This is a genomic window from Hymenobacter sp. DG01, from assembly GCF_006352025.1.
Classification (GTDB): Bacteria; Bacteroidota; Bacteroidia; order Cytophagales; family Hymenobacteraceae; genus Hymenobacter.
Genome location: NZ_CP040936.1, coordinates 2,279,108 through 2,302,278 on the forward strand (window position 1 = coordinate 2,279,108; position 23,171 = coordinate 2,302,278).

Consider the following 23,171-nt stretch of genomic DNA (forward strand, 5'->3'; position numbering starts at 1 on the left):
ATTAAGAGAGGAGGCAGTTAGGAAGTTGGCATGAGCTTCTCCAGCTCATCAACGATGGTAGCCGTGGCCTGGGGCCGGGCCAGCTGCCGGATGTGGGCAGCCAGCTCCTGCTGCCGGGCCGGGTTGGCAAGCAAAGCCAGGGCCTCATCATAGAGGGTAGCGGCAGCGGCCTCGTCGCGCACCAGCAGAGCAGCGTCTTTGCGGGTGAGGGCCAGGGCGTTCTTGGTCTGATGGTCTTCGGCTACGTTGGGCGAGGGCACCAGGATGCTGGGCTTACCCGTGAGGCAGAGCTCCGACACCGATAGTGCCCCGGCCCGACTAACCACCACATCCGCAGCGGCGTAGGCCAGGTCCATGCGGCGCACAAACTCCAGAGCCTGCAGGTTGTTAGCCGCAAACGGCGCGGCTTGCTCTTGCGCCTGGGGGTAGTACGCTTTGCCCGTTTGCCAGAGCAGCTGTACCCCTGCTTCGCGCAGGCGCGGCAGGGCAGCGGCCGTGGCCTGGTTGAGCGTGCGAGCACCCAGGCTACCCCCAATTACCAGCAAAACCGGCCGGCCGGCATCCAGCCCGAAAAACTCCAGGGCCTCAGCGCGCTGCCCATCGGCAATTTCGGTGCGCACAGGGTTGCCGGTCAGGATGAGGCGGTCGGCGGGAAAGAACTTCTCCATGCCCTCGTAGGCCACGCAGATGCGCTGAACCCGCTTGGCCAGTAGTTTATTCACGAGACCGGCGTAGGAATTCTGCTCCTGAATCAGGGAAGGAATACCGCGCGAGGTAGCGGCCAGCAGCACCGGGGCGGAGGCGTACCCCCCTACCCCTACCACAGCGTCGGGCCGAAACTTCTCTATAAGCTTGCCAGCCTTGCGCACGGCGCGCATCACCCGGATGGGGAACAACAGGTTCTGGGGCGTGAGGGTGCGCTGCAGCCCCGTAATATCAAGACCCACAATATCATAGCCTGCTTCCGGCACGCGCGTCATCTCCATGCGGCCGTTGGCGCCCACAAACAGGATTTCCGCCTCGGGGTGGCGGCGGCGTATTTCATTGGCAATGGCTACCGCCGGGAAAATGTGCCCGCCTGTGCCGCCGCCGCTGATGATGAATTTCATATTCTGTTATTCGTTTCTTGATTTTCGTTGCTCGTCTAGCGTCCTCGGGCACTCACAACCCGAGCAACGAAAAACGAATAACGAAAACCGCTCTACGCGTACTGCGATACCCGCGGAATTCGGGCCGTGTCTTCGGGCTCGCCCACCATGGGCCGGATTTCCCGCTCGCCCCGGCTTACGGCCAGAATAATCCCGATGCTGATACCGGTGAAAATGAGGGAGGTGCCACCCATACTCAGCAGGGGTAGCGGCAGACCCGTAATCGGGCCCAGCCCTACGGCCACGCCCATGTTTACCATGGCCTGCAGCACCAGACTAAAACTAAGCCCCGCCGAGAGTAGTCCTCCAAAGGCACCGTAACTATTAATGACCGTTTTCAACCCCCGGTACAGGAAGGCCAGATAGAGAAACAAGACCACTACCCCCCCGAACAGGCCATACTCCTCAATGATGATGGCGTAGATAAAGTCGGAGTACGGGTGAGGCATGATGTTGCGCTCGGTGCTCTTGCCGGGGCCTTTGCCGAACAGGCCGCCCGTGGCTTCGGCAATGTAGGCGTGCTCCAACTGGAAGGGCACCGGCTTGCTTTTGTCGAAGAAAGTTTCAAGACGGGCTTTCACTGTGCCCCAACGCTGCCCTACCGTTAGCGCTACACCGCCCAAGCTCATCACAATTACTACAGTCAGCAGCATATGCTTGATAGGCACGCGGCCAATGAACATTAGCAGCAGGCAGGTAGCAAATAGCAACAACGCCGTGGAAGCATTAGACAGAATAATAAGACCACAAATCACGCCTACCCATATTATTACGGGCAACAGAGTATTCTTGAAATCTTCCACATGCTGCTGACGACGGCTGAGCATGGAAGCTAGATGCGAAATCAAAGCTAGCTTGGCTAAGTCAGAGGGCTGAAAAGTTTGGTTGATAACTGGAATGGTCAGCCAGCGTGAAGCGCCGTTTACTTCACCTCCCATCACAAAGGTGAAGATGAGCAGAGGCACTGAAAGAAGTAGCGCGTAGAGCGAGAGCCGCGAGTAGTAGCGGTAGTCAATGCGGTGAGCCAGCCACATAAAAAACAGGCCCACGAAGATCAGGCTGGTATGCTTGAACAGGAAGTACTCCGTGTTGCCGCCCATCTTCTTGTAAGCCAGCGTACCCGTAGCAGAGTACACCACCGCAATGGAAATAAACGAAAACAGCAGCACGATACCCCAGAGCACGGGGTCACCCTTCAGATTTTGCCGCAGCCAGTTGGTAATGGGTTCCATGGCGTTGAAATAGTGAAATGGTGAAGTGATGAGTGTATGGACAAGCTATTCGGCAGCGCCCCGGCAGATTAGCCGTTCTGCAACTCTGCCACGGCGGCGGCAAATTGCCGGCCCCGGTCCTCGTAGTTCCTGAACAGGTCGAAGGAGGCGCAGGCGGGTGAGAGCAGCACCACGTCGCCGGGGGCAGCAAGCTCGGCGGCGCGGCGCACCGCCTCGGTCACGCTTTGCGTTTCTTCCAAATAAGGCACTACGCCACTGAAATTGGCTTTCAGCTTTTCGTTATCCACGCCTAAGCAAATCAGGGCTTTCACCTTTGACTGGGCCAGCGGAATCAGGGTCGAGTAGTCGTTGCCTTTATCGGTGCCGCCGGCAATCCAGATGATGGGCTGCCGGATGCCATCGAGGGCGTACCAGGCGGCTTCCACGTTGGTGGCCTTGCTGTCGTTGATGAAGGTAGCGCCACCTATTTCCCCCACGGCCTGCAGGCGGTGGTCGGCGTTGCGGAAGGTGGCCAGACCGGCTTCAATCTGCTCGGCCGAGAGCCCGGCAATACGAGCGCACAGCACGGCCGCCAGCATGTTTTGGCGGTTGTGCTGCCCAATCAGCGGCGAGTTAGCCACGCTTACCTCTTCCCCATCCAGCCCCATGCCGGGTACAAGATTAGTGCAGAGGCAATCTTCGTGGGTGTAGTAGCCGGCCAGCTGAAAATCGGGACGGCGGTGCAGACTAAACGGCAGCTGAATCACCGGGCGCAGCGCGGCCGGGAAGTAGCGCTGAATCGTCTCGTCGTCGGCGTTGTAGATGAAGTACTGTTCGCTGTCCTGGGTTTGCGTAATGCGCAGCTTGGCCTGGGCGTAGCTTTCCAGAGAGTAACCGTACCGGTCGAGGTGGTCGGGAGTGATGTTGAGCAGCACCGAAACCCAAGGCTGGAACTCGTAGGTATCGTCGAGTTGGAAGGAGCTGAGCTCTACTACGTAGTACTCATGCTTGTCTTCCAGAATCTGCTCGGCCAGGGAGTAACCTACGTTGCCGGCCAGGCCCACATTCATGCCTGCTTCCTTCAGGAGGTGGTAGGTGAGCAGGGTGGTAGTGGTTTTGCCGTTGGTACCGGTAATGCAGATGCACTTCGCCTGGGTGTAGCGCCCGGCCAGTTCGATTTCCGAGATGATAGGCGTGTTCTGGGTGCGCAGAGCCTGAATAACCGGGGCCTTTTCTGGAATGCCGGGGCTCTTTACCACCTCATCAGCCTTCAGGACTTCCTCCATCGTGTGCTGATTTTCCTCGAAGGGAATACCAGCCCGCGTCAGCTTCTCTTTGTAACGCTCCTGAATCGGGCTTTTATCCGAAACGAACACGGTGTGGCCTTTGGCCTGCGCCAGTAGCGCAGCCCCTACCCCACTTTCCGCGGCTCCTAGAATGACGTAGTGCATAAGTTGTTCTGGTGTAGGTAGCCCGCAGAGGGCGCAGTGTTGTCGCAGAAGGCGCAGAACGACTCAACGCCCTCTGCGACAACACGGCGGCCTCCGCGGGAACTGTCATTAGCGGAGTTTCAGCGTTACCAGCGTCAGGACGGCCAGCATGATGCTCACAATCCAGAAGCGCGACACGATTTTGGATTCGTGGTAACCCAGCTTCTGGTAGTGGTGGTGCAAGGGCGACATGCGCAGCAGGCGGCGGCCTTCGCCGTATTTGCGCTTGGTGTACTTAAAGTAGCTCACCTGCACCATAACCGAAAGGTTTTCAATGAGAAACACTCCACACAGCACCGGAATCAGCAGCTCCTTCCGCACGATGATAGCCAGCACCGCAATGATGCCCCCAATGGCTAAGGAGCCGGTGTCGCCCATGAACACCTGGGCGGGGTAGGAATTATACCACAAGAAGCCCACGCAGGCCCCCACGAATGCCGTGCAGAAAATTACCAGCTCCCCCGAGTTCGGAATGAACATCACGTCGAGGTAGTCGGCCAGCAGGGCGTTACCGCTCACGAAGCAGAAGATAGCCAGCGTGATGCCAATAATAGCCGAGGTACCGGCCGCCAGGCCATCAAGCCCGTCGGTGATGTTGGCGCCGTTGCTCACGGCCGTGATAATCAGGATGACGATGGGAATGTAGAAGAAGGCGTAGTACTCATTAAAGAAGTCGCCGGCGGTAGCAAACAGGTCACCGTAGTTCAGCTCGTTGTTTTTCAGGAAGGGCACCGTGGTAATCATCAGCTTCACATCCTGGTACACGGAGCTGGCATCCACGGCCGAGAACGAGCCGTTGGGCAGCGCATACTGGCGCACCGTCACGTCGTTGGAGAAGAACAGCACCCAGCCCACCGTGATGCCCAGTCCTACCTGCCCCAGCACCTTGAACCGTCCGGCTAGGCCTTCCTTGTCCTTCTTAACTACCTTAATATAATCATCCACAAAGCCAATCAACCCCAGCCACACTGTGCTCAGCAGCATCAGCACGATATAGATGTTGTCGAGCTTGGCGAATAACAGTACGGGCACCAAAATGGCCAGCAGAATGATGAGCCCGCCCATCGTGGGAGTGCCTTTCTTCTCGATCTGACCCTGCAGACCCAGGTCGCGCACGGTTTCGCCAATTTGCTTGCGCTGCAAAGCCCGGATTAGCGGGGCGCCGAAGAACTGCGCAATAATCAGGGAAGTAACTACCGCCAGCGCCGCCCGAAAGGAAATGTACTGAAATACACCCGCGCCCGGCAGATGATGCACTTTGTAGAGGTAATTAAAGAGGTAATAGAGCATGGGCGCGAGGGTCAGCAGTTGGGGTTCAGAGGAAGTCCAAGCTGCAAAGGTTCAGGTTTTTTAAAGCTGGTCAAACGTTGCGTTTGTGCGGATTTTGGATTATTCAGCGCTATTTGCCTAGTAACCCGAACATTTCAGTCAGCACCTGCTTGTCGTCGAAGTCAGTTTTCACCCCTTTGATTTCCTGGTAGGTTTCGTGGCCTTTGCCAGCTACCAGCACAATGTCGCCGGGCTGGGCTAGGGCTACGGCCGTTTTGATGGCTTCGCGCCGATCGGCAATGGTCAGCACTTTCCCTTGGTTCTCGGTAGGAACGCCGGCCTGCATCTGGGTCAGGATGTCGTTGGGGTCCTCGAAGCGTGGATTGTCGGAGGTGAGCACGGCACGGTCGGAGAGCTGAGCGGCCAGGCGAGCCATGATAGGCCGCTTGGCGCCGTCGCGGTTGCCGCCACAGCCGACCACCGTAATGACCTGCTGGCTAGGCTGGCGGATGTCAGCAATAGTTTGAAGCACGTTTTCCAGCGCGTCAGGCGTGTGGGCGTAATCCACGATGCCCGTGATACGCACCCGCTCCGACACTACCGGCTCAAACCGGCCCGGCGCCGAAGTCAGGCCCGACAGCACCGTCAGCACCTCCGTGGGGTCTTCGCCCAGCAGCACCGCCGCGCCGTAGATGGCCAGCAGATTGTAGGCATTGAACACCCCTATCAGACGGAACTGCACTTCCCTACCGTCCATTTCCAGATGAAGCCCATGCACTGCGTTTTCAATCAGGCGGCCACGGAAAGTAGCGGCATTGCGTAACGAGTAGGTTTCGCGGCGGCCTACCACGTTCTGCAGCATCACGGGGCCACGCTTGTCGTCTTGGTTGGTGAGAGCAAAGGCCGACTTCGGCAGCATATCGAAGAAGCCTTTCTTGGCTTTCAGATAGGCGTCGAAGGTGCCGTGGTAGTCGAGATGGTCATGGGAGAGGTTCGTGAAGATGCCCCCCGAGAAGTGCAGGCCCGTTACGCGGTGCTGCACCACGGCGTGGGAGCTAACCTCCATAAATACATGCGTGCAACCCGCCTTGAGCATGCGAGCCAGCAATTCATTTAGCCGGATGGCGTCGGGGGTGGTGTGGGTGCTCGGAATAACTTCCTCATCAATCTGATTCTGCACCGTGCTCAGCAGCCCGCAGTGGTAGCCCAGCTCCCGGAAGAGCTTGTGCAGCATGGTGGCGCAGGTGGTCTTGCCGTTGGTGCCCGTTACGCCTACCAGCTGCAGTTGCCGCGAAGGGTTGCCGTAGAACTCGGCCGCCATGCGGGCCATAGCCTCGGCACTGTCCGGCACCTGCACGTAGGTAGTACCGGGATTCAGATCAGCGGGCAATTTCTCCACAACCACTACCGCTACGCCTTGTTCCACCGCCTTCGGAATGAACTGGTGCCCATCGGTGGCTGTGCCCCGCAAGGCAAAGAACACCGCGCCCGGACCCGCCTGACGCGAGTCGAGGGTGAGAGTGGTTACGGCCACATCAGCAGCACCGTGCTGGGCACGAACCGTAACGGCTTTCAGAAGAGTGGGAAGAGAAATCGGTGTATTCAAATCGTAACAGGCAATGTGCCGCTTATGTCTTGGAACGAAGAAACCCAGGCTAAGCTTTAGGCTTGGGTTTAATGACTGCCGCCGCCGCTTTCGCAGACGCTTTTTTAGCGGCTGCCGTTTTCTTGGGGGTAGTACTGGCGGATTCTTTCGACTGAGCAGCCAGCTTCTTTTTATCAGCCGTTTTGCCGCCATTGCCGGCGGTAGCAGTTGCTGATTCGGAGCGCGGCGTACGTGCCTCAGCCAGGGTAACTGAGCTGGGGGTAGGCGGCGCGGCCGGCACCGGAGCCGCTAGTCGGCCCCCGATGGGTTCCAGCTGCAGCACAATGGTAGTACCGCGCCGAGCCGCGGAGCCCACGGCTATCGACTGCGCCTTCACCCTACCCGTGCCCACGGCCCGAACCCTCAGACCCCGGTTTTCCAGCAAAAAGAGGGCGTCGCGCAGCGTCATGCCCTGCACGTTGGGCACTCGCCCCGGTCGTACAGCCATGGGCTTCAGGCTCAGACTTTCCGCTTCTGAGTCGGTCGGCGCGGTACGCACCCAGTCTTCGGCACCGGTGGCGCCGTTGTGGGTGACGCCCAGCTTGGTAAATACCATCGACAACTCCTCCTGCATGCCAGCCGGTACCGCCGGCACCCGCGACTTACGCACCGGAGCGCGCGCCAGCAACGGGCGCTGCGAAGCAGCGTCGCGAGCCATGGCTTTGTCGGCCACCTCGCGGAACACAGGCGCGGCTACGTCGGCACCATAAATGCGGCCGTTCTTGGGCGAATCGACCACAACGATGCAGCTGTACTTGGGGTTATCGGCGGGGAAATAGCCGCAGAAACTGGTGGAATAGGTGCGGGTGTAGGCGCCGTTCTTAAATTTCCAGGCCGTACCGGTTTTGCCCGCAATCAGGTAGTCGTTGGTACGGATGCCACGGGCGGTGCCGTGCTCCACTACCCCCTCCATCATGGCCCTAACCTTCTGCAGGGTTTCATCGGAGCAGATTTTAGGGATGAGCACCTGGGTTTCAAACCGCTCCAGCACCTTATCAGCCTGCTTGATTTCCTTGACAATCATGGGCTGCACCTTCACGCCCCCGTTGGCAATGGCGTTGTAGAAAGCCAGTGTCTGCAGGGGCGCCAGCTTCAGCTCGTAGCCGATGCTCATGGTGGTCAGAGAAGTGCGGCTCCAGCTCCGGTCACGGGGGTCCTTGATGTAGGGACGAGCCTCGCCGGCCATCTGGAAGCCTAGCGGCTTGTCCAACCCGAAGTTTTTCAGGTAAGTAGTGTACTTCTCGGGGGTTTTACCGAACACCTGATCGGCCAGCATGGCTACCCCGATATTGGAAGACTTCTCGAATACCTGCTGCAGCGTGATGCGGCCGTAGGGGTGGGAGTCGGTTTTTACGGCCCCGCCTATCTTTTTAGAGCCGGTGTTGCCCGTGTTAATCGTATCGGTCAGCTGCAGGTCGGGGTTTTCCTCGAAGGCGGCCATCATGGAGGCCAGCTTGAAGGTAGAGCCCGGCTCGGTGCGGCCCTGGTCGGCAATGGCGTAGTTGTAATCCTCGCGGTACACGCCCTCGTCCACCTTGCCCAGGTTAGCCACCGCCTTGATTTCACCGGTTTTCACCTCCATCAGAATCACGGTGCCGTACTGGGCGTTGTTTTCCACCAGCGACTTGTACAGGGCGTTTTCGGCCACGTCCTGGAGGTTAATGTCCAAGGTAGTCTTCACGTCGTAGCCCGGCTGGGGCTTTACCTCGGTACCGTCGTAGATGGGCTTGTTGCCGCCAGGCAGGCGCTCGAATAGGGCCTCGCCATCCTTACCCGCTAGGTGGCGGTTGAAGGTAAATTCCAGGCCAGCACCATTTTTATCCTCGTTCACGAAGCCGATAGTCCGCTGCGCCAAGCCACCGAAAGGTCGGAAGCGTTTGTCCACCTTCTCGAAAATGGCCCCGCCCTTGTTCTTGCCTTCCCGGAAGATGGGCCACTGCGCCAGCTCTTTCTTCTCCTGGAAATTGATCTGCCGGGAGTTAAGGCGCAGATAGCGTACCGAGGGTTTAGCGTTCTTGGCGTTACGCAGCTTGCGGGCGTACTCCCCGGGTGTCCGGTCGCCGAAAAACCGGGACAGCAGCAAGGCCAGGGAATCAACTTTTTCATTGAACAGCCCCCGATCCACCACGCTTGGGTCCCAGGCTACCCGGTAAAAGGGCAGCGAAGTAGCCATGATGCTTTCGTTGTCGGAGTAAATGTTGCCGCGGGTGGCAAATACCGGCTGGTACACAATGCGGCGCTCCTGCTCCAGGGCGCTCCACTTGGCGCCTTCTTTGAACTGCACCTGCGTTACGCGCCATACAATGGCGCACGAAAACAGGCACACGCCCAGAAAGGCCAGCCGAACGCGGGTTACAATGCTCTTTTTAACGTTTCCTTTCATTGCGGCGCGGTTGGGCTGAACGATTGGAAGTGGTAGATTCAGTAGCAGGCTCGCCGTTGAGGTCGGTGCCGATGGGAACGGGCGGCGCGCCTACCTCTACCGAGTCGCCCACCGATGGCCCACCGGCCCGGCGCAAGGAATCGGCCTTGGCCCGGGCCGTCATGGCGGCCACCGAGTCAGCCGTCAGCAGGGGTAGCATATCCAGCTCGGCCTCATCGAGGCGACCGGCGGGCACGGTAATCCGGAAGGGCGGCGAGGAGCTTTCCACTAAGCCGTAGGCGGCCACTTTGCGGGCTACCTCGCTTTGCTTGCTGGCCTCCATGTAGTCCGATTTCAGGGTGGTGTAGTCGGCGCGCAGGTCCTCAGTTTCCAGCTTCAGCTTCTGGATGCTGCGGTTCATGCGGGTGGCGTAGTGCGTATTGCCGATGTACACCAGCGTCAGAAACATAATAAAGAGCAGGTGGGGCAGGTAGCGCACCGGCAAGCCTTCCCGAAACAGCCCATCAACCCTGGTTACGCGCTCCAGCAGCGAAAACACACTCCAGGTGCTACGCTTCTGGGCCGCCGGCCGAGGCTCCCGCGGAGCCTTGGGGCGAGGCGGAGGGGTAGGCTCCGGCTCGGGCGGGCGCACCGGCTCGGGCGCGATGGGCGCCACCTGCCGCGGGGCATTTACACGGGGCTGATTCGCCGATCGGAGGGTATTGGTAGCCATGCTCAGTTTTTAATTGCGATGCGCAGCTTGGCCGAGCGGGCCCGGCTGTTCAGAGCTATTTCTTCAGAAGAGGCCTCCACCGGTTTGCGGGTAAGAGCCTCGAAGGGCACACTGGTGCGACCGAACAGGTCTTTCTCTACTTCCCCAAAGAATTTGCCTTTGGCAATGAAGTTCTTCACCAGCCGGTCTTCCAAGGAATGGTAGCTCATCACCACTAGGCGGCCGCCGGGGCGCAACACCTGGGCCGTTTGCTCCAGCATTTGCTGCAGGGCCGCCATTTCGTCGTTGGCTTCAATGCGCAGGGCCTGGAAAACCTGGGCCAGGTACTTGTTTTCCTTGCCACGAGGCGTGCAGGGCGCAATGGCCTTTTTCAGGGCGGCAATGGTGGTAATGCTCTGCCCCCGCCGGGCCGATACCACCGTAGCGGCCAGCGTGCGGGCGTTGGTTACCTCACCGTACATCCCGAAGATGCGGTGTAGCTCGGTCTCCGAATACTCATTGATAATATCAGCGGCTGAAGCGTCGTCGCCATCAGGGTTCATACGCATGTCCAGAGGACCATCGAAACGGGTGCTGAAGCCGCGCTCGGGCGTATCGAACTGGTGCGACGACACGCCCAAATCGGCCAGCAGCCCATCTACGGGCAGGGCGCCGTGGCGTTTGAGCTCCTGGTGGAGGTAGCGGAAGTTGCTGCGGATGAAGGTAAACTGGGGCCGGGCCAGCTTTTCAGCCTCCCGCTCGGCATCGGCGTCCTGGTCGAAGCTGTAGAGGTGACCCGTCTCGTCCAGCCGCTCCAGGATCCGGGCGGAGTGCCCGCCCCCGCCGAAGGTAACATCTACGTAGCGGCCGCCGGGCTGTAGGTTAAGGCCTTCGAGGCACTCGCGCAGCATCACGGGGCGGTGGTAGGCGGTATCGTTTTCGTAATCGTTCAAGGCGTTGCTCATGCGGCCAGGGGGCCGCCAGGGCCGGTTTCGGTGGTCAAAAATTTCTGGGCCAGCTTCGAGAAGCTCTGCTGGTCTTTGATGAGGAAGTCATTGTAGCGCTCCGGGTCCCAAATTTCGCAGCGGTTTCCCAGCCCCACAATAATGGCTTCCTTCTCGATGCCGGCGTAGCGCAGCATGGTGCGGGGCAGCATAAACCGCCCGATGGTGTCCAGCTCTACCTCCGTCATGCCCCGAAAGAAGTTACGCTGAAACTGCCGGTACTCCTCATTAAACTCGTCCAGCGCCATCACCTTCTCATGAATCACGCGCCACGCGGCCCGGGGGTAGAGCACCAGGCAGGGCTCAAACCCGCGCACCAGCACCAGCTGATTGCCGGAGGCTTCGGGCAGGTTGGCCTTCACCTTCGCCGGCAGCACCAGCCGACCTTTGGGGTCGAGCTTGCACTCGTATTCGCCGGAGAGCAGCTGGGTTATCATGTGTGGGAAGATTGGGCATGGGAACGGGGTATAGCAAAAGTACGGAACCCGCCGGAAAAGGCCACCACGATTTACCATTTTCTACCACTTACAAAACAGGCCTTTTTGGGCCGATCAGAAGCCTTTTTGGAAAATTGAGGGGGTAGAAGAAACTAGGCTTGCCAGAATGTCAGTCGCCACCAAGTAGCTTAATGGTCAGGCTAAGGGTTGAGCTTGCACGAAGGGGGTAGGAAAAGATTCCGCACCTTTTGTTTCCGGATTCTGTACCTGAGCAAGCGGCAGCTATGTCGTATATTTGCAGGGTAATGAAACGCCCGCTTCGTCATCGGCTCTTCAGCATCTGGCTGGCTCTGCTGGTGCTTACCACCTCGGTAGGCTTGGCAGTGCAGCAGCATACCTGCCGGGAAAGCGGCAAGCACACGGCGTCCGTTATTTTCAGTCCGGAGCGGCACGGCTGCCCGGCTCCCAAGCCTGCGGCCGGCCCCGATTCGCACCGGACCAACAAGGCCCAGCTGAACAAGGCGTGCTGCGAGTTTGGCGCTCACTTTCATAAGCTGGATGCGCCCTCAGCGGAGCTGGCCTGGGTAAAAGCCCCCGTACCAGCCCTGATGCCCGCGTGGCCCGCGGCTACCGTGTGGCCCTCAGTCCCCCCTACCCCCTTGCGGCTCGCCGAAGCCCGCTGGCATGCCGCCGACTCCTCGCCGCCCTTACGGGCCGGGCGGGTGCTGCTCACGTTTGTGGGTGTCCTCATCGTCTAGGGTTTCTCTTCCGCATCTGTTCCCGACAGGGCCAGACCGCCTTGTTGGGCTTCCGAAGAGAAACCTTAACTTCCTGACGATATGAACTCTTTTCCCGGTCCGGGCCGTCTGCTGACGGCCGCCAGCTTTGTGCTGGGTAGCGCCCTTGCTGCTGCGGCCCAAACTCCCGATGCTTCCACGGCCCCCGTGCGCGGGCAGGTGCTCGATGGTAGTACCAACTCGCCCGTACCGGGCGCGGTAGTGCGCTGGCTGAGCGCCCCTACTACCGCCGCCACCACTGATGACCAGGGCTCTTTTTCCCTGGCCCGCCCTATGGGCTCCGACGCCCGCCTGATTATCAACTTCCTGGGCTACCTCCCCGATACGGTGCAAGCCCCCGGGAGTAGCTACCTGCGCATCCCGCTGCGCCGCTCCGCTGAGCTGGGCGAGGTAACGGTGGAAGGCCGCGCCCCCTCCTACTCTGGCCTCACGCCCACCAATACCCAGGTTATCACCAGCCGCGACCTGACCAAATCGGCCTGCTGCAACCTGGCCGAAAGCTTTGAAACAAACGCCTCCGTAGAGGTTTCTACCACCGATGCCGTGTCGGGCGCCAAGCAGATTCAGCTGCTGGGTCTGGATGGGGCTTACTCCCTGCTTACCATTGATAACCAGCCGGCGCTGCGCGGGCTGGCCTCGCCTTACCGCCTAGGCTACTTGGCTGGCCCCTGGATTGAGAGCATCGATATTATCAAAGGCATGGGCTCGGTGGTGAATGGCTACGAAAGCATTTCGGGCCAGGTGAATGTGCGCCTCAAGGAGCCCGATAAAGCTGAGCGGCTGCTGTTTAACGCCTATGGCAACGACCTGGGTAAGTTCGACATCAACCTGAACCTGGCCACGCCCATCAGCAAAAAGGTAAGCACCGCTCTGCTGCTGCACACCGACCACCTGGGCCGCCGCGTGGACCGCAACCAGGACGGCTTCCTGGACCTGCCGCTGGCTACCCAGTACAACCTGTTCAACAAGTGGAAATACCTCTCGGGCAAAGGGTTGGTAATGGAGGTAGGGGTAGGCGCTCTGCGGGAAACGCGCCAGGGCGGCCAGCTGGGATACCGCGAGGAAAACCCCGGTGGCTTCTACGGCACCACCCAGGAAACCAACCGCTACACCGGCTACGCCAAAACCAGCTACACCTGGCCCGGCCGGCCCTACCAGAGCCTGGGGCTGATGCTCAGCGGCACTGACCATGATTTTACTTCCCGCTATGGGGTGCGGACCTACGATGGCACCCAGCGCACCGGGCAGGCTACCTTGCTGTTCCAGAGCATCATTGGTACCACGGCCCACACCTACCGCGCGGGCCTGAGCTTCCTGCACGACGACTACCGCGAGGTGTACAAAACCGGCTTCACCTATCCCACCGAAACGCCCGCCCAGCGCTACGCCCGGGAGCACCGCAACCGCCTGGAGCAGGTGCCCGGCGCCTTCGCGGAGTACACCTACCAGAACAGCCGCAACCTGACGGTGGTAGGCGGCCTGCGCCTCGACCGTCACAACCTCTACGGCTGGTACCTCACTCCGCGCCTGAACGTGAAGTACGACCCAGCCAAAAACACTGTGCTGCGCCTGGCCGCCGGCCGGGGCTTCCGCACAGCCAACCCCATTGCCGAAAACTCCGGCATGCTGGTCAGCTCCCGTGAGTTTGTGATTAGCCCGGTGCTACGGCCCGAAACGGCCTGGAACGTGGGTGGCTCCTTCACGCAGTATTTCAACGCCTTCGGCCGCCCGGGTACGTTCATCACCGACTACTACCACACCGAGTTTCAGAACCAGGTAGTAACGGACCCTTATACCAACCCCGAGCAGCTGATTATCACCAACCTGGATGTTACGGGCGGGCGCTCCTACTCGCGCAGCTTCCAGGCTGAGGTGCAGGTTGAGCCGGTGAAAGGGCTGCACGCCAAAGCCGCCTACAAGTACCTTGACGTAAAGACCACCTATAATGGCGAACTGCTGCCCAAGGTGCTCACGCCCCGGCACCGGCTGTTCCTGAACCTGGGCTACGCTACTGCCTTCGATAAGTGGCGGGCCGATTTCACGGTGCAGGGTTTCGGCAAGCGCCCCCTGGCCCACGCGCCGGGCGGCGAAGGCCACTTGCACGGCTCGGGCGAAAGTACGCTGTCCTTTGCTCCGCGCTACGCCCTGCTCAACACCCAGCTCACCCGCGCTTTCAAACGGTTTGAGGTGTACGCGGGGGTAGAGAACCTGACCAACTACCGCCAGCGCAACCCCATTCAGGGTGCCTACGCCCCCTTCGGCCCTGACTTTGACGCGGCCATGATCTGGGGGCCGATTTATGGTCGCATGACTTACGCCGGCCTGCGGTTTACCATTAACTAGCGTCGGGCTTTACCGGCGCGTACATTTGGCACGCTTCTTTCACCAGGGCAGCCGGCACTTTCTTTTAACCCCTTGCTGTTTCTTCTTTATGAAACTTCTGACTTCCTTCTTCCTCGCTTTCTCCTTCCTGTTCCTTTCCGTTAGCACGTTTGCCCAGGGCAGCAAGCCCAAGGCCAAAGGCCCGGCCACGGAAACGCTGCAGGTGAAAACCTCGGCCGTGTGCGACATGTGCAAGTCGCGTCTGGAAAAGGCCATGGCCTACGAGAAGGGCGTGCAGCAAGCCAACCTCGACGTTCCGAGCAAAATCCTGACGGTTACCTACCGCCCCGATAAAACCTCCGCTGATGCCCTCCGCGCCGCCGTGCAGCAAACCGGCTACGATGCCGACGACAAAACTGCTGAGGCCCGCGCCTACGACCGGCTACCCGACTGCTGCAAGAAAACCAACGCCACTCACTAGTCTGGCCTGAGTCATATCCATAGAAAAGCCCGTCTGCACCTTGCAGGCGGGCTTTTTCTGTGATGAAGGACCATGGATTCAGGCAGCGGCCGGTGGAACGGGCACCATCTGGATTTCGAACTGCAGGTTGGCCTGAAACGCCAGCGGACGCGTGAGGCGGCGGCGGTTGGTACCCGAAATTTCGAGGGTAAACCACTCGGAGCGCAGAAACTCCAGCAGATTCGGCTGGCCCTGCAGCTCCATATCAATACGCGAGGAGTGGATGTTGTGGGGGCCGAAGGTGGCAATGGGAATTTTGCGGCTGTTGGCCGTCAGGAAGCAGCTGCCGCTTTCCAGCGCCCCCAGGGTGGGCGTACCCCGGCCAATGGCCTGGCCCGCCGGCTGGTCCCAGGTCAGGTAGGCCTCGCGCAGGGTAACCGCCGTAACGCTGGGGTGAGTTAGCGAGGCCAGGCATGGCAGCGTGCCGGGCAAGGTGGTTTCGCACAGAAAAATCAGGTCCATGCCGGGGTCTATCCGGAGGTTGATGGCCCGGGTGCTCAGCCCAAACGCCGTGCGCAACGACCGGCGCAAACCTTCGTGGTGGGCAATGGTGAGTGTTACGCCGAGCACTACGGGCTGCGCGGCGGACGGGGCGGGGGCAGGAATAGTTTTCATAGCCGGAACGGACGAAAAGAACTACCCACTCAGCAGCGGACAGCAATAGGCTAAAAGCAGCGAAAATCTGTAACGACAGTATTTCTGTTTACGGAAGAAGTTAACAATGTACTACTTATAGAACCCATCAAAGTATAGCAACTCCCGCATAAAGTAGACCAGCAAACTCCTGAACCCGTCTAAAATTGTTTTCTTTCAATAAATAATAAGACGATTCGATTTTATCTTTTTATATTGAGGCTATTCTCCGGAACGATAGTGCTCATATGAAGATCACCTGCCTGCTTCTCGATGACGATCCGCTTGTGCTGGACCTGTTACAGGCCTACGTGGTGATGACCGACATCCTGGATGTAAAAGCCGCTTTCACTGACCCGCTGGACGCGCACCGCTACCTCATGGAAAACCAGGTGCAGGTGCTGTTTTCGGATGTGACCATGCCCCACCTCAGCGGGCTGGATTTAGTTCGCTCCCTGCAGCAACCTCCGCTGGTGGTGCTCATGACGGCCTACCCCCAATACGCCATGGAAGGCTTTAACCTCGATGTCATCGACTTTTTGCTGAAGCCTATTTCCCTGGACCGCTTTCTGCGGGCCGTAAATAAGGTAGCCGGTATTCTGCGCGTGAACACCGTGGGCTCCGACGCCCAGGCCGATGCCCTGACTGGCTGGGGTTCCTTCTTTATCCGCACCGATGCCCAGTTTGTGCGCCTGCACTACCGCGAGGTGCTCTACATTGAGGCCCTGAAGGACTTCACCAAAATCAATACGTCGGATGGCCGTACGCACCTGACGCTGGTCAACCTGAAAAACCTGGAAGAGCAGCTGCCGCCGGGCCTCTTCATCCGGACGCACCGCTCCTACCTGGTCAACGCAGCCCGCATTGATTCCGTCAGTAACCTGGAGGTGAAGGTAGGCGGCCACGCCCTGCCCCTGGGACAAACCTACCGGGAACGGGTAACGGAGCGCATCGTGAACCGCTCCCTGATCCGGCGCCAGAACTAGGCAGCGGCTTTTTCCGCGGCTTCCTTGGCCCGCCACAGCCGCCACCACGGCAGGTAGGGCTGGTCATGGTGCTCGTAGTGATACCCGAAAAAGTAGCAGCTCACGAAAGCCCATATATGCTGCCGCAACTGGCTGCGCGACTTATGCGGGTTCTCGGGGGCATGCTCGCCGCGGTGAGGCAGGTAGGTACCGAAGTAAAACAGCTGCAGCGTAGCTAGCACGGCCGGTACCATCCAGAAGGCAATAACGTTGGCCTGCGGGAAAAACAGCTTCAGCACGTTATACGTGAGGGCCATCAGCAGCACCTGCGCCACGGTTACGTAGTTCCAGGCAAAGCGCACAAACCAAAACAGAAAGCCTGGGTGGCGGCCGTCGTGAAAGTCGGGGTCCTCGGGGGTGGCAACGTGGCGGTGGTGGGCGTGGTGCTTGGGCAGCATCCGCGGAAACCAGTTGAAGGCAAACAGGCCCGCCGTCAGGGTCCCGATAAAGTTGTTCAGTCGCTTGTTTGGGCTGACCACCCCGTGCATGGCGTCGTGGGCCGTGATGAAGAGCCCCGTGTAGAGGTGCATTTGCACCAGCGCCAACAGGTAGGGCCAGGGCATGCGCCAGTTGGGCTCATAGAACGCCAGGAGGTAGGTCAGCAGCCCGGCCCAGGTAGCCACAATAAGCAGGGCCATCAGCACGCCTTTGCTCCCGAGGGAGGTAGGCTTCACCCGGCGCGACGGGGTAGCAGCAAACGCTGTTTCCAGACCAGCTTCGGGTAACGAGCTATGTACTTCCAGCTCACGCATCAGCTTCCGAACGCAGTTAAAGGGCCAGTAGAGCGTCGCGGACCTGCTCCATCTGCCACATGGGCGTGCTGGTAGCGCCGCAAATACCCACCGACTGCCCCGGCTGAAACCAGGAAGGGCACAGCTCTTCTACCTTGGAAATGAAGTGAGTAGCCGGGTTGGTTTCCTTGCAGACCTGGTATAGCACTTTGCCGTTGGAGCTTTTGGTGCCCGACACAAATACCACCTGGTCGAACTGGGCCGCGAACTTCCGCAGGTCTTTGTCGCGGTTGCTTACCTGGCGACAAATCGTGTCGTTGGCGTTTACCAGGTAGCCGCGCTGCTCCAGCTCGTCCTTGATTCGGTAGAAGGAGTTGGTGCTCTTGGTGGTCTGGCTGTAGAGGGTAATGTTGGCTGGCAGCTCGTGGCGCAACAGCTCCTCCAGGTTCTCAAATACCACCGCGTTGCCGCTGGTTTGCCCCAGCAGCCCACGCACCTCGGCGTGGCCGTGCTTACCGTAGATGAAAATCTGGTCCTGGCGGTCGTAGCTGGTCTTGATGCGATTCTGCAGCTTCAGCACTACGGGACAGGAGGCGTCCACCAGGGTCAGATTGTTTTCCAGGGCCATCTGGTAGGTGCTGGGCGGCTCGCCGTGGGCCCGAATAAGCACAGCTTCGTTGCGCAACTGGGCCAGCTCCTCGTAGTTGATGATGCGCAGGCCGCGCTGCTCCAGGCGCTCGACCTCTTCATCGTTGTGCACGATGTCGCCGAGGCAATACAAGTACCCCTGCTCGTCAAGCAGGTCCTCGGCCATCTGAATAGCATAGATTACGCCGAAGCAGAAGCCAGAATTGGGGTCGATACGGACGCTCAGGTGGTGCGGCATACTAACAGAGTAACTGTCGAGGTGACCAGAAGGTTACAACGGGCAGAAGATACAAGGAGTTTGTTACTCCGCTTGCCACGCGTAGCCTAACCTGCTTCCCTAACAACAGGCAACCGCATAAAGTTAACATCTTGATAATCCAACCATTGACACTACAATCTACAAATACCAACCGTAACGACCACCTTTAATCCGGCCGCCGGATAGACCCCTGGCTGATTGCAAGCCACCGTCAAAGCGTGCAGGTTGCCACTTATCTATGCGACAATATCCGATTTAGATTCCAGAAATGAGAAACTTTGCTGGTCGCTCAGCTCCTGCTTGTTGCTAAAACGAGCCGAAAGCCTTCCGCTTTTCTAAATCCCGGATTACCTGCTCTTCTACCGGGCTGGCGCGCAGCACTTCCCGGTCGCGCCAGAACTTGGCGTTGTAGTTCTGCTTCATGGCCTGCTTCAGGTCGTTGTAGTTCACGCCCGTTGTCTTGTAGCCCTTGGCAGCGGGTTTGGCGGTATTCTGATAGAAAAACAGGTTACCGCTGATTTCGGTGGTGTCGGGCTTGCCCTGGTAGCTGAGCACAATGCGCTGATCGGCCCGCACGGACTGCAGGCGGCTCAGGGAATCGTTGGCGGGGCTGAAATCCGTAACCATCCGGAAGCTTTGCGAAGCCAGCGTAGTGCCTTCAGAGAACTGCAGTGTCATCAGATTCCCAATGGGCACGTTGGACTCTACGCGCCGGATAGCCGCCGTTTTGAAGTCGAGGTACAGCGTGCCGAACGTGGCCGGCTGGTTTAAGTCGAGCCGCGGAGTGAAGTCGATAACGGCCGTTTCCTGGCCTTTGTCCTGCAGTACCTCGCGCAGATGAAATTTGAATTGCTTTTCGGCCAGGGGGCTCAGCGGCACGGCCAGCGTCCGACGACTGGGCTTGGGCTCAAACACCGGAATGAGGCGCACGGCGGCCGAGAAGTTGCTCATATCTACCCCGGTTTCTTCGGCGGCGGTAGCGTAGCGGGCCTGCTCCAGCTGCCAGCCGCCTATGCCCTGGTTGGTGAAGCGAACATCATAAAAGGCATCCAGAAACTCAGAGTACTCGCTATTGTGCCGCTGCTTCTGCCGGTAGAAAGCCTTGCCGTACTGCTCCTGCTTCTGGTGACGAGCCAGCTTGGCGTAGGCACGCTTCACCAGTTCCGTGGCTACCTGCTCCGGGTTGCGCACCCGCACTTCGGGCAGAGCTACCGTGCTGGAGCTCAGCGTTATCAGAATAGGGTCTGTCGCGGATTTAACCTCAATGGTGGTAGGCGCGTGGCCCAGGCTGATGACGGTTATTTTCTGGGGCACTTTGGCTACGCGCAGGCTGAACTCGCCCGCTTCGTTGGTGGCCGTGCCCGGCTCATTGACCGCCTGGGCTACCGTAGCGAAAGGCACGGGCTGGTGCTTCTCATCCACTACCCGGCCTTTGAGCGTGATTTGCTGGGCCTGCGCCAGAGAAACAGTAGTCAGGGCAACCGTCAGGATTAGAGCTGATTTCATCAAGTTATAAGAGAGAATTACGAAAGGCAGGAGCGCTTACAAAGCGCAGGGAGCCCTGGAAACGCAGGAGCAGCGCTTTTGATGTGCTGCCTGCTGCTTTTTTCGGGCATGTGCTACCCGCTCAAAACGTGCCAAAGATATCCGGACCATAGCTAGCGGGCAGCACGTTGGTTCGGAGCAGGCTTCCTCCTACCCCCTCGACCAAGCCGCAACCCGGCGGTGCCCCAACAAAAAAGCTCCTGCGTGGCAGGAGCTTTTTCAGCAAAACCAGGGGTAGGAAGCCTTAAAGCTGCCTCAGCTTCTGGGCCTCGGCATCGGAAACGTGCCCCCGATCTACCAGAAAGGTGCGCACCAGCCCAAACGACTCGGCATCGAGGCCGGAGTTGGGGTGCCGGAGCAGGGTAGAAACCAGAAACTGACGGTCTTCCTCTACGTGCGGGCTCAGACCCAGGAAGCCGGGCAGGTTGCTTTCCACGCTCAGGCGCAGAAACCGGATTTCAGCGTTATCAGAGTCCAGCTTTACGGCTTGCTCAAACAGCTTGCTGGCGTTCTGCACGTAGGTGAGCTTGTTGAACATGGAAGCGTCGCGGGCCCGGATGGCCTCGGCGGCTGCTTTGTAGGCCAGCACCACGGCGTCCTGCTTGGTGTAGGCAGCCATGAGCTGGTAGAACTTCTCGCCGGCTTCTTTATTGGCGGCGGCCTGCTGGTACTGGCGGCGCAAATGGGTTACGGCGTATGGATTGGCTTCGGTGGACACGAGGGCAGAGAGGGTCAGGAGAAAAGAGAGAAACAGAAGTCGGAGCAGCTTCACGCGGCGCAGGATTCGTAGAACAAAGGAGAAGCAAGCGGCTGCAAAGTTGTTCATAAAATCCGGGCTGAAGGTCAGTTTTGCTATACCCGCGCCAGCCGATACCGGAAGTAAGAGCCTAACAGCAGCAATAGCTTGGTGTTGTTAGGTACGCGCACCCGCTCACCCAGGATACGTTGAGCTGGCAGCTGCCGAATCTTATGGAAGAGCTTGAGGTAGTACACATAAGCCAGGTACACGCCCAATCGCGCGGCCCGCGGTAGCTGCACAATTCCAGCGTAGCCTGCCTCAAAATCCAGCCGTATATCGGCCTCTATGCGCTGTTTTACTTCGTCGGTGAACCGCTCGTACTGCACGCCGGGGAAGTACACGCGCCCCCGCTCCTCGAAGTCGGAGCGGATGTCGCGCAGAAAATTTATTTTCTGGAATGCCGAGCCCAGCCGCCGCGCCGGCTCGCGTAGGCGCTGGAACATGGCCTCGTCGCCCTCACAGAAAATGCGCAGGCACATTAGCCCTACCACCTCCGCCGAGCCATAGATGTACTGCTCATACAGCGACTGATTGTAGCTCCGGTCGTCGAGGTCCATTTCCATGCTGAACAGGAAAGCGTCGATAAACTCCCGATCGATACCGTACTCATGCACCACGTCCTGGAAAGCGTGCAGCACGGGGTTCAGGCTGATGCGCAGGTCCAGGGCCTCGTAGGTCTGGCGCTTAAAGTCCTGAAACAGTGCCGCCTTATCGTGTTCGTGGAAGGTATCCACGATTTCATCGGCCCAGCGCACGAAGCCATACACCGAGTACACCGGCAGGTGAAACCGCTTATCAAGGGTGCGGATACCCAGCGTGAAAGAGGTGCTGTAACGTTTGGTTATCAGCTTGCTACACGCCCGGCTGGTTTCGGTGAAAAGAGCAACGTGGTCCAACGGATGGCTGTTTTTAGCTACTGATGTTTTTAATTGGCGGGAGCTGCTACCCCCTGAAGTAACGGAAAGCCAGCTACTTCAGGAAGGAGCGTTTCCTGCTTAGTTTTCTTTTTCTATCTCTCCGGCCACTACCTGCCCCGATATCAGAGAAGGCGGTACGCCAGGACCGGGCACCGTAAGCTGACCCGTAAAATACAGATTACTAACTTTTTTGCTTTTAAGCGCTGGCTTCAGGATGGCCGTTTGGCGCAACGTATTCGCCAGGCCGTAGGCGTTGCCCTTATAGCTATTGTAATCCTGCACGAAATCCTGGTGGGCGTAGCTGCGCTTATACACCACCGCGTCGCGGATGCTGGTGCCGCAGTGGCGCTCCAGCCGGTCCATAATCAGGTGGTAGTAATGCTCCCGGGTTTCCTCCGGGTCAGTTAGGTTGGGGGCCACCGGAATCAGCAGGAACAGGTTTTCGCAGCCTTCGGGCGCTACCGAGGGGTCGGTCTGCGATGGGGCCGACACGTAAAACAGGGGGCGGGTGGGCCACTTCGGGTCCTCGTAAATTTCCTCGGCGTGCAGGCTGAAATCCTCGTCGAAGAACAGGTTGTGGTGCCGCAGCTGGGGTAGGCGCTTGTTTACGCCCACGTAAAACAGCAACGACGATGGCGCCATCGTACGCGCATCCCAGTATTTCTCGTCGTAGTGGCGCCACTCGGGGGCCAGCAGGTGCTGCTCGGCATGGTGGTAGTCGGCGCCGGCCACTACCACATCGGCGGCCCGGAAGCCGGCAGCGGTTTGCACGCCCGTGGCGCGGCCGCGCTCCACTACAATTTCCTGCACGGGTGCGTTGTATTCAATCTGCACGCCGCGCTCCTGGGCCAGCTGCACCATGCCTTCCACAATTTTGTGCATGCCGCCCATGGGGTACCAGGTGCCCAGGGCCAGGTCGGCGTAGTTCATGAGGGAGTACAGGGCCGGGGTATTATCGGAGGTAGCCCCCAGGAACAGCACCGGAAACTCCACCAACTCCAGCAGACGCGGGTCCTTGAAAAACTTGCGCACGTGCTTGTGCATGCTCTGCAGCAGATCCAGCCGCACAGCATTTACTACCAGGCGCGGGTCCATGAACTCCAGCAGGGAACGGCCGGGCATGTGCACGAATTTGCCAATGCCTACCTCGTACTTATAGGCAGCCTGCCGCAGAAACTCATCGAGGCGGGCGGCGCTGCCGGGCTCGTAGTGTTCAAATAGTGCCCGCAGCTCCTCCATACGGGCCGGAATATCTACCGTCTCCTGATTTTTGAACACGACCTGGTACGAGGGGTCCAGGCGCACCAGCTCGTAGTAATCCGAAACCTTCTTGCCGAAACGAGCGAAATACTGCTCGAAAATATCAGGCATCCAGTACCAGCTCGGCCCCATATCGAAGGTAAAGCCCTCGGCCCGGAACACGCGGGCCCGGCCGCCCGGGCCTTCGTTTTTCTCCAGAATGGTGACGCGGTAGCCGCGCTGAGCCAGGGAAGTAGCGGCGGCCAGCCCGGCAAAGCCCGCCCCGATAACCAGAACGTGTTTAGAAGTAGAGGCGGTAGTCAAGCGAGCAGAAATAAGGATGGGATTGGTGTGCGAAGATGAGAAGTATCCAGATAGAAGCCGGCACCTCGCCCTTCCGGATAAATACTACCAAGCTCGACAGATGTTTCGGAAACAGGCCGCGCCGGGCCCCTACC

General features: G+C 59.2%; 20 protein-coding genes. 4 read left to right on the plus strand and 16 right to left on the minus strand.

From position 1 onward, the window contains the following. Nucleotides 1–17: 17 nt before the first annotated feature. The 9 genes from murG to mraZ all read right to left on the minus strand — a co-directional run bounded on the left by murG (nucleotide 18) and on the right by mraZ (nucleotide 11,278). Nucleotides 18–1,109 carry an undecaprenyldiphospho-muramoylpentapeptide beta-N-acetylglucosaminyltransferase gene (murG, locus tag FGZ14_RS09545; RefSeq protein ID WP_139923670.1) on the minus strand — a complete coding sequence of 364 codons (1,092 nt, stop codon included), beginning with the start codon at nucleotides 1,107–1,109 and terminating at the stop codon, nucleotides 18–20. Nucleotides 1,110–1,201: 92 nt separating this feature from the next. Continuing rightward, nucleotides 1,202–2,380: an FtsW/RodA/SpoVE family cell cycle protein gene (locus FGZ14_RS09550; RefSeq protein ID WP_139923672.1), complete on the minus strand. Its 1,179-nt coding sequence runs from the start codon at nucleotides 2,378–2,380 to the stop codon at nucleotides 1,202–1,204. Between the two features lie 68 nt (nucleotides 2,381–2,448). After that, nucleotides 2,449–3,810 (minus strand): UDP-N-acetylmuramoyl-L-alanine--D-glutamate ligase, encoded by a 1,362-nt coding sequence (gene murD, locus FGZ14_RS09555; RefSeq protein ID WP_139923674.1) that lies wholly within the window; start codon nucleotides 3,808–3,810, stop codon nucleotides 2,449–2,451. A gap of 108 nt (nucleotides 3,811–3,918) precedes the next feature. Then, complete coding sequence (gene mraY / locus FGZ14_RS09560; RefSeq protein ID WP_139923676.1) at nucleotides 3,919–5,139, minus strand: phospho-N-acetylmuramoyl-pentapeptide-transferase; 1,221 nt, start codon at nucleotides 5,137–5,139, stop codon at nucleotides 3,919–3,921. Between the two features lie 109 nt (nucleotides 5,140–5,248). After that, nucleotides 5,249–6,712, minus strand: coding sequence for a UDP-N-acetylmuramoyl-L-alanyl-D-glutamate--2,6-diaminopimelate ligase (locus FGZ14_RS09565; protein WP_139926078.1), 1,464 nt, complete (start codon nucleotides 6,710–6,712; stop codon nucleotides 5,249–5,251). A 61-nt stretch (nucleotides 6,713–6,773) separates the two neighbouring features. Then, nucleotides 6,774–9,146, minus strand: a complete 2,373-nt coding sequence (locus FGZ14_RS09570) for a penicillin-binding protein (RefSeq protein ID WP_257883388.1) — start codon at nucleotides 9,144–9,146, stop codon at nucleotides 6,774–6,776. Continuing rightward, a complete protein-coding gene (locus FGZ14_RS21735; protein ID WP_180754578.1) occupies nucleotides 9,130–9,858 on the minus strand; it encodes an FtsL-like putative cell division protein in 729 nt (242 codons plus the stop codon). The genes FGZ14_RS09570 and FGZ14_RS21735 overlap by 17 nt, the downstream gene beginning before the upstream one ends. Nucleotides 9,859–9,860: 2 nt before the next feature. Further along, nucleotides 9,861–10,802, minus strand: coding sequence for a 16S rRNA (cytosine(1402)-N(4))-methyltransferase RsmH (gene rsmH / locus FGZ14_RS09580; protein WP_139923678.1), 942 nt, complete (start codon nucleotides 10,800–10,802; stop codon nucleotides 9,861–9,863). Then, nucleotides 10,799–11,278 (minus strand): division/cell wall cluster transcriptional repressor MraZ, encoded by a 480-nt coding sequence (gene mraZ / locus FGZ14_RS09585; protein ID WP_139923680.1) that lies wholly within the window; start codon nucleotides 11,276–11,278, stop codon nucleotides 10,799–10,801. The genes rsmH and mraZ overlap by 4 nt, the downstream gene beginning before the upstream one ends. Before the next feature lie 305 nt (nucleotides 11,279–11,583). On the opposite strand from mraZ, the gene FGZ14_RS09590 reads away from it, so the two are divergent. The 3 genes from FGZ14_RS09590 (at nucleotide 11,584) to FGZ14_RS09600 (ending at nucleotide 14,878) form a co-directional block, all read left to right on the plus strand. Further along, on the plus strand, nucleotides 11,584–12,036 hold the full coding sequence (locus FGZ14_RS09590) for a hypothetical protein (RefSeq protein ID WP_139923682.1): 453 nt from the start codon (nucleotides 11,584–11,586) through the stop codon (nucleotides 12,034–12,036). Nucleotides 12,037–12,117: 81 nt separating this feature from the next. Next, complete coding sequence (locus FGZ14_RS09595) at nucleotides 12,118–14,418, plus strand: TonB-dependent receptor domain-containing protein (RefSeq protein ID WP_139923684.1); 2,301 nt, start codon at nucleotides 12,118–12,120, stop codon at nucleotides 14,416–14,418. Between the two features lie 88 nt (nucleotides 14,419–14,506). Beyond that, nucleotides 14,507–14,878 carry a heavy-metal-associated domain-containing protein gene (locus FGZ14_RS09600; RefSeq protein WP_139923686.1) on the plus strand — a complete coding sequence of 124 codons (372 nt, stop codon included), beginning with the start codon at nucleotides 14,507–14,509 and terminating at the stop codon, nucleotides 14,876–14,878. A gap of 78 nt (nucleotides 14,879–14,956) precedes the next feature. On the opposite strand, the gene FGZ14_RS09605 is transcribed toward FGZ14_RS09600, so the two are convergent. After that, nucleotides 14,957–15,532, minus strand: a complete 576-nt coding sequence (locus FGZ14_RS09605; protein WP_139923688.1) for a hypothetical protein — start codon at nucleotides 15,530–15,532, stop codon at nucleotides 14,957–14,959. A gap of 266 nt (nucleotides 15,533–15,798) precedes the next feature. On the opposite strand from FGZ14_RS09605, the gene FGZ14_RS09610 reads away from it, so the two are divergent. After that, complete coding sequence (locus FGZ14_RS09610; RefSeq protein ID WP_139923690.1) at nucleotides 15,799–16,536, plus strand: LytTR family DNA-binding domain-containing protein; 738 nt, start codon at nucleotides 15,799–15,801, stop codon at nucleotides 16,534–16,536. On the opposite strand, the gene FGZ14_RS09615 is transcribed toward FGZ14_RS09610, so the two are convergent. The 6 genes from FGZ14_RS09615 to FGZ14_RS09640 all read right to left on the minus strand — a co-directional run bounded on the left by FGZ14_RS09615 (nucleotide 16,533) and on the right by FGZ14_RS09640 (nucleotide 23,037). Then, on the minus strand, nucleotides 16,533–17,213 hold the full coding sequence (locus tag FGZ14_RS09615) for a fatty acid desaturase (protein WP_139926079.1): 681 nt from the start codon (nucleotides 17,211–17,213) through the stop codon (nucleotides 16,533–16,535). The genes FGZ14_RS09610 and FGZ14_RS09615 overlap by 4 nt on opposite strands. A gap of 130 nt (nucleotides 17,214–17,343) precedes the next feature. Further along, on the minus strand, nucleotides 17,344–18,192 hold the full coding sequence (locus FGZ14_RS09620) for a 4-hydroxy-3-methylbut-2-enyl diphosphate reductase (protein ID WP_139923692.1): 849 nt from the start codon (nucleotides 18,190–18,192) through the stop codon (nucleotides 17,344–17,346). Between the two features lie 327 nt (nucleotides 18,193–18,519). Continuing rightward, a complete protein-coding gene (locus FGZ14_RS09625; RefSeq protein ID WP_139923694.1) occupies nucleotides 18,520–19,719 on the minus strand; it encodes a carboxypeptidase-like regulatory domain-containing protein in 1,200 nt (399 codons plus the stop codon). A gap of 283 nt (nucleotides 19,720–20,002) precedes the next feature. Next, on the minus strand, nucleotides 20,003–20,584 hold the full coding sequence (locus FGZ14_RS09630) for a hypothetical protein (protein ID WP_139923696.1): 582 nt from the start codon (nucleotides 20,582–20,584) through the stop codon (nucleotides 20,003–20,005). A gap of 26 nt (nucleotides 20,585–20,610) precedes the next feature. After that, entirely contained in the window at nucleotides 20,611–21,453 is an 843-nt protein-coding gene (locus FGZ14_RS09635; protein WP_139923698.1) for a phytoene/squalene synthase family protein, read from the minus strand. 99 nt (nucleotides 21,454–21,552) lie between these two features. Further along, nucleotides 21,553–23,037, minus strand: coding sequence for an NAD(P)/FAD-dependent oxidoreductase (locus FGZ14_RS09640; protein WP_257883389.1), 1,485 nt, complete (start codon nucleotides 23,035–23,037; stop codon nucleotides 21,553–21,555). Nucleotides 23,038–23,171 lie beyond the last annotated feature (134 nt).

Bases quoted from the DNA above. Each gene is read 5' to 3' on its own strand.
- murG (WP_139923670.1), bottom strand. From the start codon at position 1,109: ATGAAATTCATCATCAGCGGCGGCGGCACAGGCGGGCACATTTTCCCG.
- FGZ14_RS09550 (WP_139923672.1), bottom strand. From the start codon at position 2,380: ATGGAACCCATTACCAACTGGCTGCGGCAAAATCTGAAGGGTGACCCC.
- murD (WP_139923674.1), bottom strand. From the start codon at position 3,810: ATGCACTACGTCATTCTAGGAGCCGCGGAAAGTGGGGTAGGGGCTGCG.
- mraY (WP_139923676.1), bottom strand. From the start codon at position 5,139: ATGCTCTATTACCTCTTTAATTACCTCTACAAAGTGCATCATCTGCCG.
- FGZ14_RS09570 (WP_257883388.1), bottom strand. From the start codon at position 9,146: ATGAAAGGAAACGTTAAAAAGAGCATTGTAACCCGCGTTCGGCTGGCC.
- FGZ14_RS21735 (WP_180754578.1), bottom strand. From the start codon at position 9,858: ATGGCTACCAATACCCTCCGATCGGCGAATCAGCCCCGTGTAAATGCC.
- rsmH (WP_139923678.1), bottom strand. From the start codon at position 10,802: ATGAGCAACGCCTTGAACGATTACGAAAACGATACCGCCTACCACCGC.
- mraZ (WP_139923680.1), bottom strand. From the start codon at position 11,278: ATGATAACCCAGCTGCTCTCCGGCGAATACGAGTGCAAGCTCGACCCC.
- FGZ14_RS09590 (WP_139923682.1), top strand. From the start codon at position 11,584: ATGAAACGCCCGCTTCGTCATCGGCTCTTCAGCATCTGGCTGGCTCTG.
- FGZ14_RS09595 (WP_139923684.1), top strand. From the start codon at position 12,118: ATGAACTCTTTTCCCGGTCCGGGCCGTCTGCTGACGGCCGCCAGCTTT.
- FGZ14_RS09600 (WP_139923686.1), top strand. From the start codon at position 14,507: ATGAAACTTCTGACTTCCTTCTTCCTCGCTTTCTCCTTCCTGTTCCTT.
- FGZ14_RS09605 (WP_139923688.1), bottom strand. From the start codon at position 15,532: ATGAAAACTATTCCTGCCCCCGCCCCGTCCGCCGCGCAGCCCGTAGTG.
- FGZ14_RS09610 (WP_139923690.1), top strand. From the start codon at position 15,799: ATGAAGATCACCTGCCTGCTTCTCGATGACGATCCGCTTGTGCTGGAC.
- FGZ14_RS09615 (WP_139926079.1), bottom strand. From the start codon at position 17,213: ATGGCCCTGCTTATTGTGGCTACCTGGGCCGGGCTGCTGACCTACCTC.
- FGZ14_RS09620 (WP_139923692.1), bottom strand. From the start codon at position 18,192: ATGCCGCACCACCTGAGCGTCCGTATCGACCCCAATTCTGGCTTCTGC.
- FGZ14_RS09625 (WP_139923694.1), bottom strand. From the start codon at position 19,719: ATGAAATCAGCTCTAATCCTGACGGTTGCCCTGACTACTGTTTCTCTG.
- FGZ14_RS09630 (WP_139923696.1), bottom strand. From the start codon at position 20,584: ATGAACAACTTTGCAGCCGCTTGCTTCTCCTTTGTTCTACGAATCCTG.